Below are 15092 nucleotides of genomic sequence, written 5' to 3'. Positions count from 1 at the left end.
ACAATTGTTAATGATCCCTTGATAGTAGACATCAAACATCCTCCTTAAAATTAATTAAGAAAGATGGACAACCAAGGAGGCAGGTTACTGATAGCTTCGCTATGTTCGGACTACCAACCGAACTGTGTTTTTACTTTCTACTGCTAGTTTAACTCAAATATCCCACTCAGAGTAGTTTGCTTAAAACTCTGAATGGAATATTTGGTAATTATAGTTCCTAAAGGCTTCTTAACTAAAGACAGCGATAATCATTTTGGTGACTAAATAAATAATTGCAATTACCATCATCCAACCAGTACTGCGCATAAATTCCCAGACATTAGTTTGTGCCTTTGCGTTTTTGGTAATAACTATGCTTTTTTTTAGTGAATCATCGCCCTTGATCAAACTATCTAAGGTAATGTCGAATAAATTGCTGATTTGCACTAAACGATCAATATCGGGATAAGTACTTCCGACTTCCCACTTAGAAATGGCCTGACGAGAAACATTAAGCGTTTCTGCAAGATAATCTTGTGTCCACTGCCTTTTTTCTCGTTCTTCTTTTATCCTTTGCCCTAAAATCATAAACGTAACCTCACTTTCAATAGATTAATTATCATATTGAAGCGAGAAAAAAGCACGCTAATTATTAGCGCACTAAAAGCAACTACTGGTTGCGAAGAATATTCTGGTGTAAATAGGGGCTAAATGAGACTTATAGACCCTGAATACAATATATAGTTTTCTGTACTAGGTTCTCAATGTCCTTTGTGTTTCTGTATTTTTTTTGCCTGGCGCAACTTATATCTTTTTTCTTGATCCAAAATCTTCTTAGTACGTCTATTATGTTGTCGTGTTACTTTTTGATATTCCAACTGTTTTTTGAGTGTTTGCTGTGCTTTAGTCCCGACACCATACTGAATACTCTTTCTAGCTAACCTTTGAAGGCGCTTAGGATTGATTTTTCGTTCAGAAACAGACGAAGCACAAACATTTTGTTGGAAAAAGATAACTTTATTCCAATGATGAAGAACTAGATCATAAATCAAGGCTAATTTAGGTTCTGAAGGGCCTAAGTTAATTTGACCAACTTCATAAATGGACTCAAAACGTCTTTCAAAAATAGCTTTGTAAAACGGTGGTTCATAGATAATTGTTAATGATCCCTTGATAGTAGACATCAAACATCCTCCTTAAAATTAATTAAGAAAGATGGACAACCAAGGAGGCAGGTTACTGATAGCTTCGCTATGTTCGGACTACCAACCGAACTGTGTTTTTACTTTCTATTTCTAGTTTAACTCAAATAACCCATTCAGAATAGGTTGCTTAAAATTCTGAATGGGTTATTTGTTAATTATAGACCCTAAAATGCAACACATAGTTTTCTATACTAGCTTCTCAATGTCCCTTATGTTTTTGTGTTTTCTTGGCCTGGTGCAATTTATATCTTTTTTTTGATCCAAGGTCTTCTTAGTACGTCTATTATGTTGTTGGGTTGCTTTTTGACATTTAAAATGTTTTTGGAGTGTTTGCTGTGCTTTAGTATCGACAGCATAATAAATACTCTTTCTATCTAATCTTTTAAGTCGCTTAAAAGTGATTTTTTCGTTCAGATACAGACAAATCACAACCAGGTTGTTAAAAAAATCATTTTATTCTGGGGCATGTTTGGCTTATATGTTAATTTCACTCAATGCAACCAACTGGTGCGTGCTTACATAACAACTTCCAGATAAAATAAAGTCATAATTTACGAAAGGAGTAAGAAGCTGTTTGAGGTCTCTATTGACGAGCAAGCAGGATCCCTATAAAGGCCATAGCAACCATGACTTTACTGGTATTTAACTTGCGTTCGCAATTGAACCAAAGCCGTCGCCAGTTGGTTAACCAACTGAAACTACGTTCCACGACCCAGCGCTGTGGCGTTACTTGACCGTTCTTCAGATCACTTTGTTTGGCGATAATGACATCTGCACCAATGATTGCATGGACCGACTGGGCGAAGTTGTCGCCTGTATAGCCACCATCGGCCATCACTCGCTGAACAAGATCAAACTGCTCTTCATTTAACGCGAGTAAAGTGATCGCACCGTCCCGTTCGGAGACATTAGCTGTGGTAATGTGGATCGCGAATGGGAGACCATTAATATCAACGGCAAGGTGGCGTTTAATCCCACTGATTTTCTTGCCGCCATCATACCCTTTATTTTGGGGTGTTGCCGTATTTTTGACGCTTTGCGCATCAAGAATTACGAACGACGTTCGTACCGATCGTCCCATTCGTAATCGCTCTCGAGAGACAATTTTTTTAAAAGCAGGTCAATCAGGGAATATTCCGAATTAGCTAATGGTTTTGACCACATGGCAAAGTAAGTGTAAACGGTTTGCCATTTCGGAAAATCATGCGGCAACTGACGCCATTGAGCGCCCGTACGAAGCTCGTAAAGCACTGCATTGAAGACATCAAATAGGTCCACCCTTCGAGGACATGTACGCTTGCGAAACGTCTCAAGGTCAACGCGAATCAATTCAAATTGGTCACGAGTGATATTGCTTGGATAATCAGTCATAATGAAGTCCTTTTTTTTTACATATTTTACCGGAAATTCAAGCGTCTTTCAAAGACCTCAAACAGTTTCTAAGAAAAGATCACATTCGCTGAAAGCTTAAAAAAATTACGGCACGCCAACTCACTGACACAAAATGAGCTAGCTGAAAAATTACACATTTCGCGCCAATCTATTTCTAAGTGGGAACTAAATAAAAGTTATCCCGATATCGATAAATTAATACTACTCAGTAAAATATTTGATATCAGTATTGACGAGCTCTTGGGTCAAGATAAACTTTTGAGAAAGGATATTATTATGAAAAGCACTCTTTACAGAAAAAGTATCAGCATTTTGAAGTATTTAGGCCTATTAGTGGCAACTATTTTAGTATTTTTAGGACTAAACTTTTGGAGCAATCAGCTTGATGACTTGCATATTCAAGATGTCAAAATCTACAATACATTTTTCGCCATGGAAAATGGAAAACCTACTTTTTACCTATATGGCAAATTAAAGCCCACTTTTGCTAGTTATAGCGGCGGTGCCTTTACTCAGTACAACAACAGCAACGGCGGCAACTACGGTTGGAACACTAGTAAAAACAACGTCTACATCGATGGCCAACAAACCCATAGCCCGTTTGGCTCAAAAGAAGTCGTGTTTCGTATCAAAAGTGATTCTAAAGAGGGGTTAACATTACTAAACCAAAACCTCTACCTTACCGACCATCACCATCACAAAATAAAAATATATGATGCCCGCACGAGAACCCAGCCATACAGTATAGACCAAAAAGATACTCATAAATTCATCAAACAAAATAAAATTCAGTAGTTAACATAATCCCCAATAGAGTATATGGATCAGAATTTAGTCCAAGTAAAGAAGTATCCACTATTCTCACATCCTGACATGGTTGAATTTTATTTTTACCAAAAATGCCACCAGGCATTTTTTTGTTTTAAATCATTAACGTTGTTTAAAGTTGGATTGTCGTGCTTACTTTGTTTAGAAGTAATAGCTTTGAATTCTTCAATTTTTCTTTCAGTCATTAATTGCAATTGTTGTGATTGATCCAATAGTTTTTGCATTGATTTTAATTGTTCATCTTTTTCTTTTATTTGGTTATCTTTAATTGCTAATTGCTGGTTGAGCAATTCTATTTTATTTATACTCGTTTTACCAGTGTTACTAGTAATTTTTTTCTCTCCAAGTTTCTGGCTGTTACCACCATCAAAATGTTGTTTTGACAGCAAATATCCCGAGTTACTGACAACTAAGGTTTGTACCCCGTTCCTAGAAACGGTTTGCACATATTTCACTCTAAAGTTTGCATCTAGTTTTTTCCTAATGGCTTGTTTTGATACACCAAATTCGTCAGCAAGTTCTCTAATAGTTTTAGGCATGATTTCCAAACCCCTTTCGGAGTTCAGCAAGTGCTTCTTGTCTTGCTTGATCTCTTATTTTTTTATCGTGCTCGGCCTGTTTATCAGCCAATGCTTGTTTCTCAGTAGAGCCTAAAGTTAACCCCTTAACCTTGTCAATGGCGCGCCATTTTTCCTGCTCTGTTAATTCACCATTATGCTGAATGTTAAATAGTTTTTGACGTTCATCTTGAAATTGACCTTGTGAGAAGTCGTTAGCGTCTTTCTTTTCAGGCTTCCAAGTAAAAGAATACCCAATCACTGGTTTCCCGCGACCTTTACCATATTTTTTTCGTATAGTTAGACCTCTAAACAAAGGGGTTAGTTCTTCTTTAATTGGGCGAATAACCCTAGATTCAACGTTCGCAGGCTTACTCCAATAGCTTTGTGGAATATCTAGTAGTTCAAAGAAATCATTTTTAGAAAAATAAGCATAACCAGTGGTTCGGAATTGTTTAAGAATACGAAAAGTTGTTTTTGCGTAACTACTCTTTAAATCTCGGAACTCTGTCAAAGCATAACGAACCCAGCTTTCGAGATTATTTAGAAGTTTCAACGCTTTGGGATAAATTTGAATATCAACATAAGGAACGTCTGCAGATCCCTTAATTTCAAATCGAGTGAACATGACAAACATCTCTCTATCAAGACCATCTTTACTTCGAGAGCCAAATCTAAGACCTAGTATTTTTTGATATGTACTTTGTATGTCATCAATAAACCGATTATTTGCGGTTGGCTTATAGGCACTTAACTCTTTTAACTGATCAAAGGTAAATCTAACAGTATCATCACCTTTATCACGCATTCTAGAAACTACAGAAAAGAACAAGTTCATTTCTACAGGAGTAAACCTTCGCAAGGGGATTGTATTTAATTCAGGGTCATATTTGACTAATTCATTGCTCATAAAATAACCTCCTTGAATAATACTACCTTATTTGAATACAGGAGTAAATAGATGTAGTCGATAAACAGACAAAATGTAGTCGATAAACAGACAAAATGTAGTCGATAAACAGACAAAATGTAGTCGATAAACAGACAAAATGTAGTCGATAAACTTCTGTACGCCTTGGGGGAGTAAGGCGCAATAGGGGTCTAAAAGAGGTTTAAAAGAGGTTTATAAAAGAGGTTTAAAAGAGGCACCACTGTACAAGATTAAAATCTAAAACAAAAATACAAAGGAGTGAGCCCAAAAACAGGCTCACATTAAACTTCATTCGCTACGCTCTTTGCGCCTCACTTCGTTCGTTGCCTACAAAGGAGTGGCAAGCCACGTTTATTCGGGCGCTGACGCCCCGAACCCCGTCCAAGCTGAGCCAGCTTGACCGCTTTTTCACTCGCCGTTAGGCAGGAAAGCAAAGTTTTGTAGAAACTTTGGCTTTCGCCAATTCAGTGTTAAGACTGGTTTAGAGCTGTCAATTCCTTATGCTCCCACGCTGTGCTCGTCCGCTACCATTGACAGCAAACAGTTAGTTTTTTTGAATTTCAACAAGAATTCAACTGCTATGTTCGTTTCTAAAGGCCTTATTTTTCGTTTCTAGCGATTTTAAGACTATTTATATATATTTATACCAAAGCAACAATAAAAAGCCCTCAGTGAGCTTTTAGAGGGCTAAATAGCAAAGCCAGGACGATTAATAATATCTTCTTGCCTTTTTTGCAAAATATAAGTATCCAGGGAATCATACAGATTCCTTTTGATCTCGTCAGGTTCATTGACAAAAGCTTCAAACAATTCTTGAATATCAACTTGCCAAGGATCAGCAAGCATTTCATCAATTGGTTTTAATACTTTCTTTTCGTCAATCTTAATGACTCCTAACATCAAAATAATGATTTCAGTTTAGATTTACAGATCTTACAACACCGTTATTCAAAATTTGTTACCAAGCTTATAAAAATTCTCTGCACAAAGCGATTAAAAAATTTTGGCCTAAAACAGCGTAATCTGCAACACTTTTTAAATATTTAAAACATAACAACCTTAGTTAGGTGCAAACATAAATTGAATTAAAAATACAGTCAATTCAACAATAGCAGAAATTGATTTTATGGTTATCAGCAGACCGAGTGAAACGAGGTCAATGCGCACTTACACATAGAATTTATTCTATGTTACACTAAAATGATTAGAACCTGTATTAGAAGCCGCCGTTGGCGACAACAAAATCAAACTCATAAATTCAAAACTAAAAAAATCATTTGCTTTGTTAACGAATTGTAAACTATTAAAAATATGAACTAGAGGCTATACCTTAATTTTAATATGAATTATTAACTAAATATAAAAAAGAGCCTCGAGTATGAGACTCATTTTTTTGCTTTATAAAATAATCCCTTTGCTGGCTAAATTAGCTAAACATTCTTTCAAATATGCGTCATTATGCTCTGGATAAATTGGGTTAGTGATCAGGCATTCTTTCAAAATTATATATGGATCACAATGAATACCGCGGTAAAGCGGATTAAACCAGTTTTTATTGGGGTGATATCCGCGGTGCTGCATTTCATGCAGTACCAGTAAGTGAAATTGATAGAGTTTATATGGCGAGTGCTTGAATACATAATTAACAGTTGCATGTTTTTTACCCCAGCCATTGCCTCTTAGAGCAGCAAGTTCTCGATGCTGCCCTAGTAGTTGCTGGCGAGGAAGTTTATTAATGAGTTGCTCATGCCAAAGTCGCATACTTAGCCTCCTGTTTTCTCAGCTTATCTATCAATGTATTATAGAGAATAATTGCTGCAATAGCTCGCTTAATATCAACCAAAATCAATTTGATCGAGCATGGTTTCTTGACTGGCTTGATCCAAGCCTAAATAAGCTAAAGTCATGGCCTCGCTGGAATGATTTAATAAGTGCATGACTAAGCCAATATTATAATTGGATTGCGTATAAACGCGATAAGCCCCAGTTTTGCGCATAGTGTGGGTACCAAGGTAATTAATACTTAAAAGATCGCCAACTTTGCTCATGATTTTGTAGAACTGTTTTTCCGTGATATGGCGCTCGGGTTGTTGAATGGAAGGAAAGAGCCATTCAGAGTCCAGCTGATGATCAAGCAGCCATTGGCGATACAATAAGAGCTCTGTTTGAACCGGTTTAAGGTACAAGGTATTAGGCTTACCTGTTTTTCGATCGTGAATGAACGCATTTTGTTTAATTGAACCATCTAGATTAAAAATATCAGTCTGTTTTAAGCGCATGACATCACTGACTCGCAACAGTGTCGCTTTGCCAACTTGAAAAACTGTGGTTCTACAATATCTGTTGTTAGTAATAGATTTTCTCTATTACCAACAACAGTTGACGAACAACCAAGAAATTTAATTTAAATAAAGCCACCAATCATTTGATTGGTGGCTTTATATTATGATTTTACTGATTTACGATCCTTTTGATCGATAACTTGATGAACGTTAAAGAAGTCTTTTAAAACTGGATTAGATTTATCTAAGTCTGATTTAAATCTAATTCCATCAACGTTAATTCGAGCATTTCGATAGAAGTTGGATCCGATTTGACCCCAAGAAGTACGGGAAGCATCAACGTTGCAGAAAATATTAAAGCCTTGTTGGTGCATGTAATCATACTTTTGATTGTCCTTATTATAGGGAGCCACACCACCAATATCAGCACCGAACGGATCGATGAAAATATCAGTTTTACCAATAATTGGCGTTACTTCCTTTTGCCACAGTGCGTTATCTTTTTTTATCTGTGCTAAAGGTGATTCTGTCATATTGATATGGCCCCAGGAATGGGATGCAAAGGTCCAACCATCTTTTTTCATAGCTGTTGCGGTTTGGGTTGCCTTTTTAATCGCAACATTACGCTTAGCTGTATTTTTATATTCACTAGGAGAAGTACGATATCCGAGCACACCGTTGTATCCGGTTAAAGCAATTGTTCCTTTTTGTCCTTGATATGAAAAATCAGGATGATCTCTGACAAATTGATCAACGATAGGAACTAAATCGTAATTGCCAACTTGGTCTTTGCCATCATCAACGTAATGGTTTTTGATTTGCCCGTTACCATCAACAAAAAGATCTTTGGCAAATCCGTCGCCTTTCATATATTCATAGTAGCTTACGTCATCTTGTGAAAGGATTAATGGCGTTTTGCCTTTTGGTAGTTTGATAGAATTCATCTTGAGTTTGCCATGGTCATTAGTAATTAGGCTTTGAATCCCAACTAAGACGTATCCCTTTTGATAAAGCTGCTTCAAAATTTTATCGAATTCAGAAACAGTAACCATGTAGTCGGCATAACCCTTAGCTGATTTCGATTTGAAAGCTTTTTTAGGATTAACAATCAAACTGTGGAAAAATAGATGTCTGAATTTATCAGGTTTGTTCCAAGTAACTAATTTGTCAGATTGGTTTGAAATATCTTTTTTTAACTTTGAGCTATCTTTGTTTTTTTCATTCTTTAATAAATGATCAGCCTGAGTATAGTTATATTGTTGATAGGCTAATTTAGCCTGATCAAGTTTGCTAGGTTTAGACGTAGCAACTTTTTTTGAAGTTTCGGTCTGATGTTTAGTGGTTGTGTTGGAATGCTGATTTTGAACAAACCACCAACCACCACCAATTGCGATACAAAGTGCTAATAAGCTAAAAATCCATTTTTTCATAATTGCTCCCCCATACAGTAACAGTTAAATATTAGCAGAAATCGAATGTCTTTTGAAATAAAAAAAGTTAAAATCAAAAGCGGTTTTAACTATTAATAAATCTGTTTAGAAGTAGTCAGCTAAAATAGGTTGATCAGTGACTACGATTTGATCCAGTTGTTCAGCAATTTTTTGATTAGCTTCGTTAATCATACCAAAACGGTATAGTTACGCCAACCAGCTTTGAAATTATGGAGTAACGTATCTTGCACTTCTTTGAGCACATTTGAATCTTTGATTGGTAAGACAATTTGTTGCATAGTTTTAGCTCCTTAAAAAATTGATTTTTAGTACAAATTAAAGTACAATATTAAGTACAATGAAAGGGTGGTAAATATGACATTAGCATTAACACAGAGCGATTTTCGCGCTAACCTAAAAAAATATTTAGATCAAGTTAATGACGAAGACGAAACCGTTTATATTGCTCGTTCAAATAGTCGCGCAGTGGCCATCGTTTCACAAGAAAAAATGGACTGGCTAGAAAGAGCATTAAAAGCGAAAGAAGGCTCATTAGAATATGCAATTGCGCGTGATCAGTTAATTAAACGCCATGTTTTACCTGACGATGAAATTGTTGAATCAAATGATGATTATTGGGGTCAGTTTAAATAATGAAAAAACTAAGATTTAAACCACGTGCAACCTTTAATGCTGATCTAAAACGGTTAGCCAGTTTAGACAAATCTATTATTGATGAAGTTCGAGCAGCCATTGACCTGTTGCTTGAGCAACAACAATTACCACCAGAATTTGAAGATCATGAGCTTAATCGGCGAATGAGCGGGTATAATGAATTTCACTTACGAGATACCCCGAAAAACAAAACACCAAGCGAAACTAACGATGTCCTGGTTGTTTATACGATTGATAAAGATGAACTAGTCTTAATTGGCATTCGAGTCGGATCGCATGATCGTTTATTTCCTGGTCAAAATCGTGCTAAAAGGTATCGAAAAAATGACAAATAGAAGAAGTTATTTCTATAATATGAAAATAAATAACCCCTAATATCTACATTATAGATATTAGGGGTTATTCTTTCAATGTTTTTGAGGGGCGATTTGTTAATTATAACGTCCGCTTGAATAGTTATGTAACTCATGGTATCCATGGCAGTCATGAATTGACAAAATTTATTTTTTGAGTTAATGTTTTGTCATGGCCATGAATGTCATGATAGTAATCATGATCATGGATCAAAAGAAACATAAATCAAGGAGGAATTTTCATGAAAGCCAACGTTGTTATTAAGGACGAGGTAGCCCACATGTATGATAGCAAGTGGAGCTTAACCTTCCAAAGAGTTATTTATATGTATTCTGATGGAACTAGCGAGTCTGGATTTCGTTTCATCTGGCGTAGGCCAGATGGTCATTTGCAGGCTGCTCGTGGTCAAGCAAGAATCCCATCTCGTTCAATTTTAGAAGAACTAACGCAAGCAGCTGAATTAAAGGGATGGTACTAAAGAATCATTAATTAAAATAAGTCCTAGCATCTATGAATAAAGATGCTAGGACTTATTTTAATTAATGATAGCAAATATATATCAGTATACCGTGGCCCTGTGAGTAAAGACTTAGGGACCATATTAGTTATAGACCCTAAAGCTGCTTTGGGGATTGTAAATTGGTGGTTCTCTATTTAGTTACTAACTGTTGGACAGTGTCGGATATGTGGATTTGTGTCTTATACTTCTTAAGGTCATGATTGTTAGTCGCTGTATTTCCCTTATGGTTTAACAAGGCATTTAGCGCCGCTAAGTTGCTAACATAAGCCTGATTAACGTAGGTACGAGGAACGATACGCGCAATTTTAACATAACTGCCCTTATGATAGGCCATCACATAAGGATCTTTGACCCCAGGATTAAGACCCGTCGTTAAGGTTAGTTTGGTCCATTCATTCCCCATCGTATTATCAGTGAACCAAGCGGTCCAGTAACCATTGGTCGCCTTATTGTTAGGAGAAATTTCCTTTTCACTAGGCAATTTAGTGTACCCGACTTTATAGGATAAAAACGGATCAAATCGATCAATCGTCCCAATACCTTTATAATATCCAAAACATAAAATGCCAACACTAACCAGTGCTAGTACGATCAAGCCACCTAAACCAAAAGTCCAACGACGATAACGACTTTTAAGCTTAACATCATGATCTATCTGGGTGGCCAAAGAGGGTTCTTTATCTTTTTTCATTGCAATCTCCTCGTTAAATAGAAGTTTTTCGAGTGAGATGTTAAACAATTGACTCAAAGCATGCAGGGTCTCTAAACTTGGCATATTCTTGCCAGTTTCCCAAGTTGAGACCGTTTGACGGGTCACATGCAATTGTTGAGCTAACGCTTCTTGGGTTAAATTAGATTGCCTGCGCAAGGTCTTAATATCGTCTTTAAAGCTCAAATCTCACTCCTCCTAAATCATAATCAAGGATCTAAGGCAATCCTAGCAAGAATTACTAGCAATAGTCACGCAAATGTTACTTGCAACTGAACACGACCGGTTAATCTCCTAATAAATTGAGGTATAATCTTATTTAGTACAAAAATAAAACCGTTTTTCAGATCGTTATTACGATCTGAAAAACGGTTTTAAAAATGGCTAGAGGTCTATTTGATACCAGGTATCTATGAATATTGTTCTAACCAATTTTGAAAACACGCTAATATCAATTACGATTATACTTAAACAAAGTTTGGCATTTAGAGAGCAAAGTAAGAACAGAGCAAAGTAAGAACGTGAAACATATTTAGTCAACACTAATACTGCCAATATAATACAAGGAGCTACTCAAATCTGTCTTTTGAGGATTATCTTTTAGTGTTTTAATTTTAGATGTATAATCTCGATTTTCAACCCATATATTCATAAAGTGGTTACTACATTCAATTGTAATATTTCCACTATGTTTTTTTAATATGGTATTCCATCCACAATAATAATTCATGTCTTTAGATTCTGCGTGGCCCAAAATTATTAGTTTGGGTTTAAGTTTTTCTAGAATGGCACCAGGGACATGGCCACTTTTTCTACCATGATGAGGGGCTAACAATACATCTATTTTGGGCCAAACAACATTATCTTCAATTTTTTTCATAAAGTCGGTTTCCAAATCCCCCATCCATAAAAATGTTGCATTATCTTCAATAGAGTATTTTATAATTGGAGAGATATTATTAGGGCTGGCATCTGCCTGATCAAGTGCCGATTGAAAATCTTCATTGGATGTATCAGGCCATAGTATGCTTATACCGGAACTTCCTCTTTCGTCAGATCCTTGATTCATCCATTTTCGACTACAGCCCTTTTCTATGTAAAAAGCTCTATTCTCGTCATCTCTTAAATTAGAATAAGCTTTAAAGGAGGGTGTAATGTCTTGTTTCGTGACACTGTTTTTAACACAGTAAAAATTTTCGATATTACTTATATCTTCCAATCCATGAAAGTGATCTTCATCAGGGTGAGTTGAAATAAACCTAAATATAGACTTCTTAGACCGTATATCTTGAATTTCATTTAAGATGGTTGTTCTACAGGAACTGTCTTCAGGTAAATTACAATCAATGATTGAAAAATTATCTGAATTGTGTTCAATATAAGACATATCCCCATTACTTACATTAAAAAATTTAACTATGCTCATGATTTTCCCCTTTTATATAATTTTCGACTAAGACATTATTGGCAAATTTTTCTCCAGTCTTATGTGCGGCATACGTAGTTATAATCCAAATAATAATAAAATAAATATGTACTTTATAATTATAATAGATATATGGAAACTTAGACATGAGTGGATAAAATATGACAAAAACTATAGATAGCACACTTATATCACGGGTTAAAAGGTAGTTTGAATTTGAAAAGAAAATTATGTTTTCATTTCTTACGGCTGTATATAAAGCATACCATTTTTTGTTTTGGTATAGTTTATCTTGACTATTTTGATTAATTTCTTTCCAAATATTTTTATAGAATTTTTGTAAATTTATTTTTGACACTCTGAAATCTGAATAATTCCCATAAAATAGTTTTGTTAGTGCTGTATTTCCAGGTATTTTATCCATGTTTCCAAAAACTAAAACGTTTTTGATTCTAGTTGACAGTACACTATCTAAGATATTTGAATATATATATATAATTCCCATACTTCCTAGAAAAGTAAATAAGCTGAAAAAGAAATCATAATTATTAACAAAATATTTATGTGATATTTTAGTTGAAAATAGCGTAATAATAATAGCATTGGCACATATAAAATATTGAACTTCCTTAGTTTTATAAATTTTTAGATTATTCATTTCACCATACCTTTTAGATTTTGATGAAATTTTATTTCACCAAAAATGCCACCAACTATTATTGACTTTATTTTTAGATACTTTCTTTTTATCCTGCTTATAGTTTTTATCTTTGACTTGACTAGAATTAATGTTATTCAACAAGGTATCATCTTTATCATTTTCGGGCCGTTTTTGAATTGAACTAGAAGGTTCAGACAACCCACTCAATTTCTGAACGTGTTCTTTTAATTGATGATTTTCTGCTACCGTTGCTAATTGTAACTGCTGCTGCTGATCCACCAATTTTGTTAGATGATCTATTTGTCGGTCTTTGATAGCAATCTGTTTGTCACGTTGATCCTTTAAATCTTCTACTTCTTTTCGCAAAGTAGCAATTAGCTCATTATTTTCTTTGCTAGTCTTTGTCGTTTTTTTGCTACCTATTTGTTGGTTTTTTGCTACCTTCCTTCTAATAATCCTTTCAGCTGTAAGACTTATCACGTTTTTACCTTGACTATCTTTTTGTCGGTTCTTTGTTGGTAGTCTTTGGTAGTGGTATTGAATAGTTTGTTTAGAGACCTTTAATTCATCAGCAAGTTCTCTAATAGTTTTAGGCATTATTTCCAAATCCCTTTCGGAGTTCAGCAAGTGCTTCTTGTCTTGCTTGATCTCTTATTTTTTTATCGTGCTCGGCCTGTTTATCAGCCAATGCTTGTTTTTCAGTGGATCCTAGTGGTAATCCTTTAACTTTATCAGTAGCGCGCCATTTTTCCTGTTCTGTTAGTTCACCATTATGCTGAATATTAAAAAGCTTTTGACGCTCATCTTGTAATTGGCCTTGTGAGAAATCATTGGCATCTTTCTTTTCGGGTTTCCAGGTAAACGAATAGCCAATAACTGGTTTCCCACGCCCTTTACCATATTTTTTTCTAATAGTTAGACCCCTGAAAAGAGGAGTTAGTTCTTCTTTAATGGGTTTTATAACAAATTTATCGACGTTAGAGGGACTATTCCAGTAACTTTTGGGCATATCTAGTAATTCAAAAAAGTCTTCTTTAGAAAAATAAGCATATCCAGTGGTTCTGAACTGTTTTAGTAACCGAAACATTGTTTTTGCGTAACTACTTTTTAAATCTCTAAACTCTGCCAACGCATAACGAACCCAACTTTCAAGCTTGTTTAAAAGTGGTAAAGCACGTTCATAAACTTTTACGTCTACATAAGGTTCTTCTGCATCTCCATCAATTTTAAATTCTGTAAACAAAACAAAAAACTCTCGAGTTAATCCACTTTTACTTCGTCTACCAAAATGTAATCCCATCATTTTTTCATAAGTTCTCTGAATGTCATCTTCAAAACGGTTATTTGCAGTAGGTTTATAAGCACTTAGCTCTTTTAATTGATCAAAAGTAAAACGAATGGTCTGATCACTCTTATCACGCATACGAGAAATAATCGAAAAAAATAAATTCATTTCAACTGGAGTAAATTTTCGAAGTGGAATGGTATTTAACTCTGGATCATATTTAATAATTTCATTTCCCATGCTGTACCTCCTAATGATTACAAATTAATTTTAGATTATGTTTATCAAGTAGTCAACTTTATAACTCTACTTGATAAACAGACAAAACCTACTTGATAAACAGACAAAACCTACTTGATAAACAGACAAAACCTACTTGATAAACAGACAAAACCTACTTGATAAACTTCTATAAGCCTTGGGAGAGTAAGGCTCAAGAGGGGCCTAAAAGAGGTTTAAAAGAGGTTTATAAAAGAGGTTTAAAAGAGGTACCACTGTACGAAGTCAAAACTTAGCAACAAAAAAACAAAGGAGTGAGCCAAAAACCGGCTCACATTAAACTTCAGTCGCTACGCTCCTTGCGCCTCACTACGTTCGTTGCCTAAAAGGTGTGGCAAGCCACATTCAATACGGGCGCTGACGCCCCGAACCCCGTCCAAGCTGAACCAGCTTGACCGCTTTTTCACTCGCCGTTAGGCAGGAAAGCAAAGTTTCTATAAAACTTTGGCTTTCGCCATTTCAGTGTTAAGACTGGTTTAGAGCTGTCAATTCCTTATGCTCCCACGCTACGCTCGTCCGCTACCATTGACAGCAAACAGTTAGTTTTTCTGAATCTCAACAAGAATCTAACTGCTATAT

At 35.4% G+C, this 15092-nt stretch carries 17 protein-coding genes and 3 pseudogenes; 5 read left to right on the top strand and 15 right to left on the bottom strand.

Annotated elements, in window-relative coordinates; translation table 11 throughout:
- Window positions 1-228: 228 nt before the first annotated feature.
- The 3 genes from FFM82_RS12535 to FFM82_RS12520 all read right to left on the bottom strand — a co-directional run bounded on the left by FFM82_RS12535 (window position 229) and on the right by FFM82_RS12520 (window position 2555).
- Complete coding sequence (locus tag FFM82_RS12535; protein ID WP_003646108.1) at window positions 229-567, bottom strand: helix-turn-helix domain-containing protein; 339 nt, start codon at window positions 565-567, stop codon at window positions 229-231.
- A gap of 173 nt (window positions 568-740) precedes the next feature.
- On the bottom strand, window positions 741-1163 hold the full coding sequence (locus FFM82_RS12530) for a YjdF family protein (RefSeq protein WP_054737376.1): 423 nt from the start codon (window positions 1161-1163) through the stop codon (window positions 741-743).
- 604 nt (window positions 1164-1767) lie between these two features.
- Window positions 1768-2555 (bottom strand): IS5 family transposase gene (locus tag FFM82_RS12520; protein ID WP_371852254.1). Its coding sequence is split into 2 segments (ribosomal slippage): window positions 1768-2303 and window positions 2303-2555, totalling 789 coding nucleotides; the frame shifts between segments, so codons are not numbered across the junction.
- Window positions 2556-2633: 78 nt separating this feature from the next.
- On the opposite strand from FFM82_RS12520, the pseudogene FFM82_RS13605 reads away from it, so the two are divergent.
- Window positions 2634-2777: pseudogene (locus FFM82_RS13605) on the top strand (helix-turn-helix domain-containing protein); the annotation flags it as partial.
- A gap of 132 nt (window positions 2778-2909) precedes the next feature.
- Window positions 2910-3371 (top strand): hypothetical protein, encoded by a 462-nt coding sequence (locus FFM82_RS12515; RefSeq protein WP_225425706.1) that lies wholly within the window; start codon window positions 2910-2912, stop codon window positions 3369-3371.
- Window positions 3372-3466: 95 nt separating this feature from the next.
- Here the strand turns inward: FFM82_RS12515 and FFM82_RS12510 are convergent, their stop codons facing one another.
- From FFM82_RS12510 to FFM82_RS13955, 7 genes and pseudogenes are all read right to left on the bottom strand, one after another.
- The gene (locus tag FFM82_RS12510; protein WP_371852255.1) at window positions 3467-3946 is read right to left on the bottom strand and encodes a DUF536 domain-containing protein; all 480 of its coding nucleotides are present in this window, start codon (window positions 3944-3946) and stop codon (window positions 3467-3469) included.
- Window positions 3936-4871: a replication initiation protein gene (locus FFM82_RS12505; protein ID WP_063493514.1), complete on the bottom strand. Its 936-nt coding sequence runs from the start codon at window positions 4869-4871 to the stop codon at window positions 3936-3938. The genes FFM82_RS12510 and FFM82_RS12505 overlap by 11 nt, the downstream gene beginning before the upstream one ends.
- 708 nt (window positions 4872-5579) lie before the next feature.
- Window positions 5580-5792 (bottom strand): hypothetical protein, encoded by a 213-nt coding sequence (locus tag FFM82_RS12500; RefSeq protein ID WP_137646139.1) that lies wholly within the window; start codon window positions 5790-5792, stop codon window positions 5580-5582.
- 498 nt (window positions 5793-6290) lie between these two features.
- Entirely contained in the window at window positions 6291-6653 is a 363-nt protein-coding gene (locus FFM82_RS12495) for a TIGR02328 family protein (protein ID WP_094339163.1), read from the bottom strand.
- 74 nt (window positions 6654-6727) lie between these two features.
- A pseudogene (locus FFM82_RS12490) lies at window positions 6728-7219 on the bottom strand (site-specific integrase); the annotation flags it as partial.
- A gap of 116 nt (window positions 7220-7335) precedes the next feature.
- Window positions 7336-8604 (bottom strand): polysaccharide deacetylase family protein, encoded by a 1269-nt coding sequence (locus FFM82_RS12485; RefSeq protein WP_094339165.1) that lies wholly within the window; start codon window positions 8602-8604, stop codon window positions 7336-7338.
- A gap of 197 nt (window positions 8605-8801) precedes the next feature.
- Window positions 8802-8903, bottom strand: a pseudogene (locus tag FFM82_RS13955) (site-specific integrase); the annotation flags it as partial.
- A gap of 76 nt (window positions 8904-8979) precedes the next feature.
- Here FFM82_RS13955 and FFM82_RS12480 point away from each other — a divergent pair.
- The 3 genes from FFM82_RS12480 to FFM82_RS12470 all read left to right on the top strand — a co-directional run bounded on the left by FFM82_RS12480 (window position 8980) and on the right by FFM82_RS12470 (window position 10111).
- Window positions 8980-9258 (top strand): type II toxin-antitoxin system Phd/YefM family antitoxin, encoded by a 279-nt coding sequence (locus FFM82_RS12480; RefSeq protein ID WP_002834561.1) that lies wholly within the window; start codon window positions 8980-8982, stop codon window positions 9256-9258.
- A complete protein-coding gene (locus tag FFM82_RS12475; protein ID WP_027822196.1) occupies window positions 9258-9614 on the top strand; it encodes a type II toxin-antitoxin system YafQ family toxin in 357 nt (118 codons plus the stop codon). The genes FFM82_RS12480 and FFM82_RS12475 overlap by 1 nt, the downstream gene beginning before the upstream one ends.
- Before the next feature lie 260 nt (window positions 9615-9874).
- Window positions 9875-10111, top strand: a complete 237-nt coding sequence (locus FFM82_RS12470; RefSeq protein ID WP_137638884.1) for a hypothetical protein — start codon at window positions 9875-9877, stop codon at window positions 10109-10111.
- A gap of 172 nt (window positions 10112-10283) precedes the next feature.
- Here the strand turns inward: FFM82_RS12470 and FFM82_RS12465 are convergent, their stop codons facing one another.
- From FFM82_RS12465 to FFM82_RS12445, 5 genes are all read right to left on the bottom strand, one after another.
- On the bottom strand, window positions 10284-11048 hold the full coding sequence (locus tag FFM82_RS12465) for a helix-turn-helix domain-containing protein (protein WP_137646138.1): 765 nt from the start codon (window positions 11046-11048) through the stop codon (window positions 10284-10286).
- Between the two features lie 346 nt (window positions 11049-11394).
- Window positions 11395-12288 carry a ComEC/Rec2 family competence protein gene (locus FFM82_RS12460; protein WP_137646137.1) on the bottom strand — a complete coding sequence of 298 codons (894 nt, stop codon included), beginning with the start codon at window positions 12286-12288 and terminating at the stop codon, window positions 11395-11397.
- Complete coding sequence (locus FFM82_RS12455) at window positions 12275-12946, bottom strand: hypothetical protein (RefSeq protein ID WP_137646136.1); 672 nt, start codon at window positions 12944-12946, stop codon at window positions 12275-12277. The genes FFM82_RS12460 and FFM82_RS12455 overlap by 14 nt, the downstream gene beginning before the upstream one ends.
- A gap of 36 nt (window positions 12947-12982) precedes the next feature.
- Window positions 12983-13546 (bottom strand): DUF536 domain-containing protein, encoded by a 564-nt coding sequence (locus FFM82_RS12450; RefSeq protein ID WP_137646135.1) that lies wholly within the window; start codon window positions 13544-13546, stop codon window positions 12983-12985.
- Window positions 13539-14474 carry a replication initiation protein gene (locus FFM82_RS12445; RefSeq protein ID WP_010625612.1) on the bottom strand — a complete coding sequence of 312 codons (936 nt, stop codon included), beginning with the start codon at window positions 14472-14474 and terminating at the stop codon, window positions 13539-13541. The genes FFM82_RS12450 and FFM82_RS12445 overlap by 8 nt, the downstream gene beginning before the upstream one ends.
- Window positions 14475-15092: the final 618 nt, after the last annotated feature.

The sequence above is a fragment of the Lactiplantibacillus plajomi genome (assembly GCF_005405405.1).
Taxonomy (GTDB): Bacteria; Bacillota; Bacilli; order Lactobacillales; family Lactobacillaceae; genus Lactiplantibacillus; species Lactiplantibacillus plajomi.
Note: the sequence above shows the minus strand (reverse complement) of the source record. Positions and strands in the feature narration are given on the sequence as shown.

What these genes read in the sequence shown, in the direction of transcription:
- FFM82_RS12485 (WP_094339165.1), bottom strand. Translation starts at nt 8,604, where the DNA reads ATGAAAAAATGGATTTTTAGCTTATTAGCACTTTGTATCGCAATTGGT.
- FFM82_RS12475 (WP_027822196.1), top strand. Translation starts at nt 9,258, where the DNA reads ATGAAAAAACTAAGATTTAAACCACGTGCAACCTTTAATGCTGATCTA.
- FFM82_RS12470 (WP_137638884.1), top strand. Translation starts at nt 9,875, where the DNA reads ATGAAAGCCAACGTTGTTATTAAGGACGAGGTAGCCCACATGTATGAT.
- FFM82_RS12460 (WP_137646137.1), bottom strand. Translation starts at nt 12,288, where the DNA reads ATGAGCATAGTTAAATTTTTTAATGTAAGTAATGGGGATATGTCTTAT.
- FFM82_RS12450 (WP_137646135.1), bottom strand. Translation starts at nt 13,546, where the DNA reads ATGCCTAAAACTATTAGAGAACTTGCTGATGAATTAAAGGTCTCTAAA.
- FFM82_RS12500 (WP_137646139.1), bottom strand. Translation starts at nt 5,792, where the DNA reads ATGTTAGGAGTCATTAAGATTGACGAAAAGAAAGTATTAAAACCAATT.
- FFM82_RS12535 (WP_003646108.1), bottom strand. Translation starts at nt 567, where the DNA reads ATGATTTTAGGGCAAAGGATAAAAGAAGAACGAGAAAAAAGGCAGTGG.
- FFM82_RS12455 (WP_137646136.1), bottom strand. Translation starts at nt 12,946, where the DNA reads ATGAATAATCTAAAAATTTATAAAACTAAGGAAGTTCAATATTTTATA.
- FFM82_RS12505 (WP_063493514.1), bottom strand. Translation starts at nt 4,871, where the DNA reads ATGAGCAATGAATTAGTCAAATATGACCCTGAATTAAATACAATCCCC.
- FFM82_RS12480 (WP_002834561.1), top strand. Translation starts at nt 8,980, where the DNA reads ATGACATTAGCATTAACACAGAGCGATTTTCGCGCTAACCTAAAAAAA.
- FFM82_RS12495 (WP_094339163.1), bottom strand. Translation starts at nt 6,653, where the DNA reads ATGCGACTTTGGCATGAGCAACTCATTAATAAACTTCCTCGCCAGCAA.
- FFM82_RS12530 (WP_054737376.1), bottom strand. Translation starts at nt 1,163, where the DNA reads ATGTCTACTATCAAGGGATCATTAACAATTATCTATGAACCACCGTTT.
- FFM82_RS12445 (WP_010625612.1), bottom strand. Translation starts at nt 14,474, where the DNA reads ATGGGAAATGAAATTATTAAATATGATCCAGAGTTAAATACCATTCCA.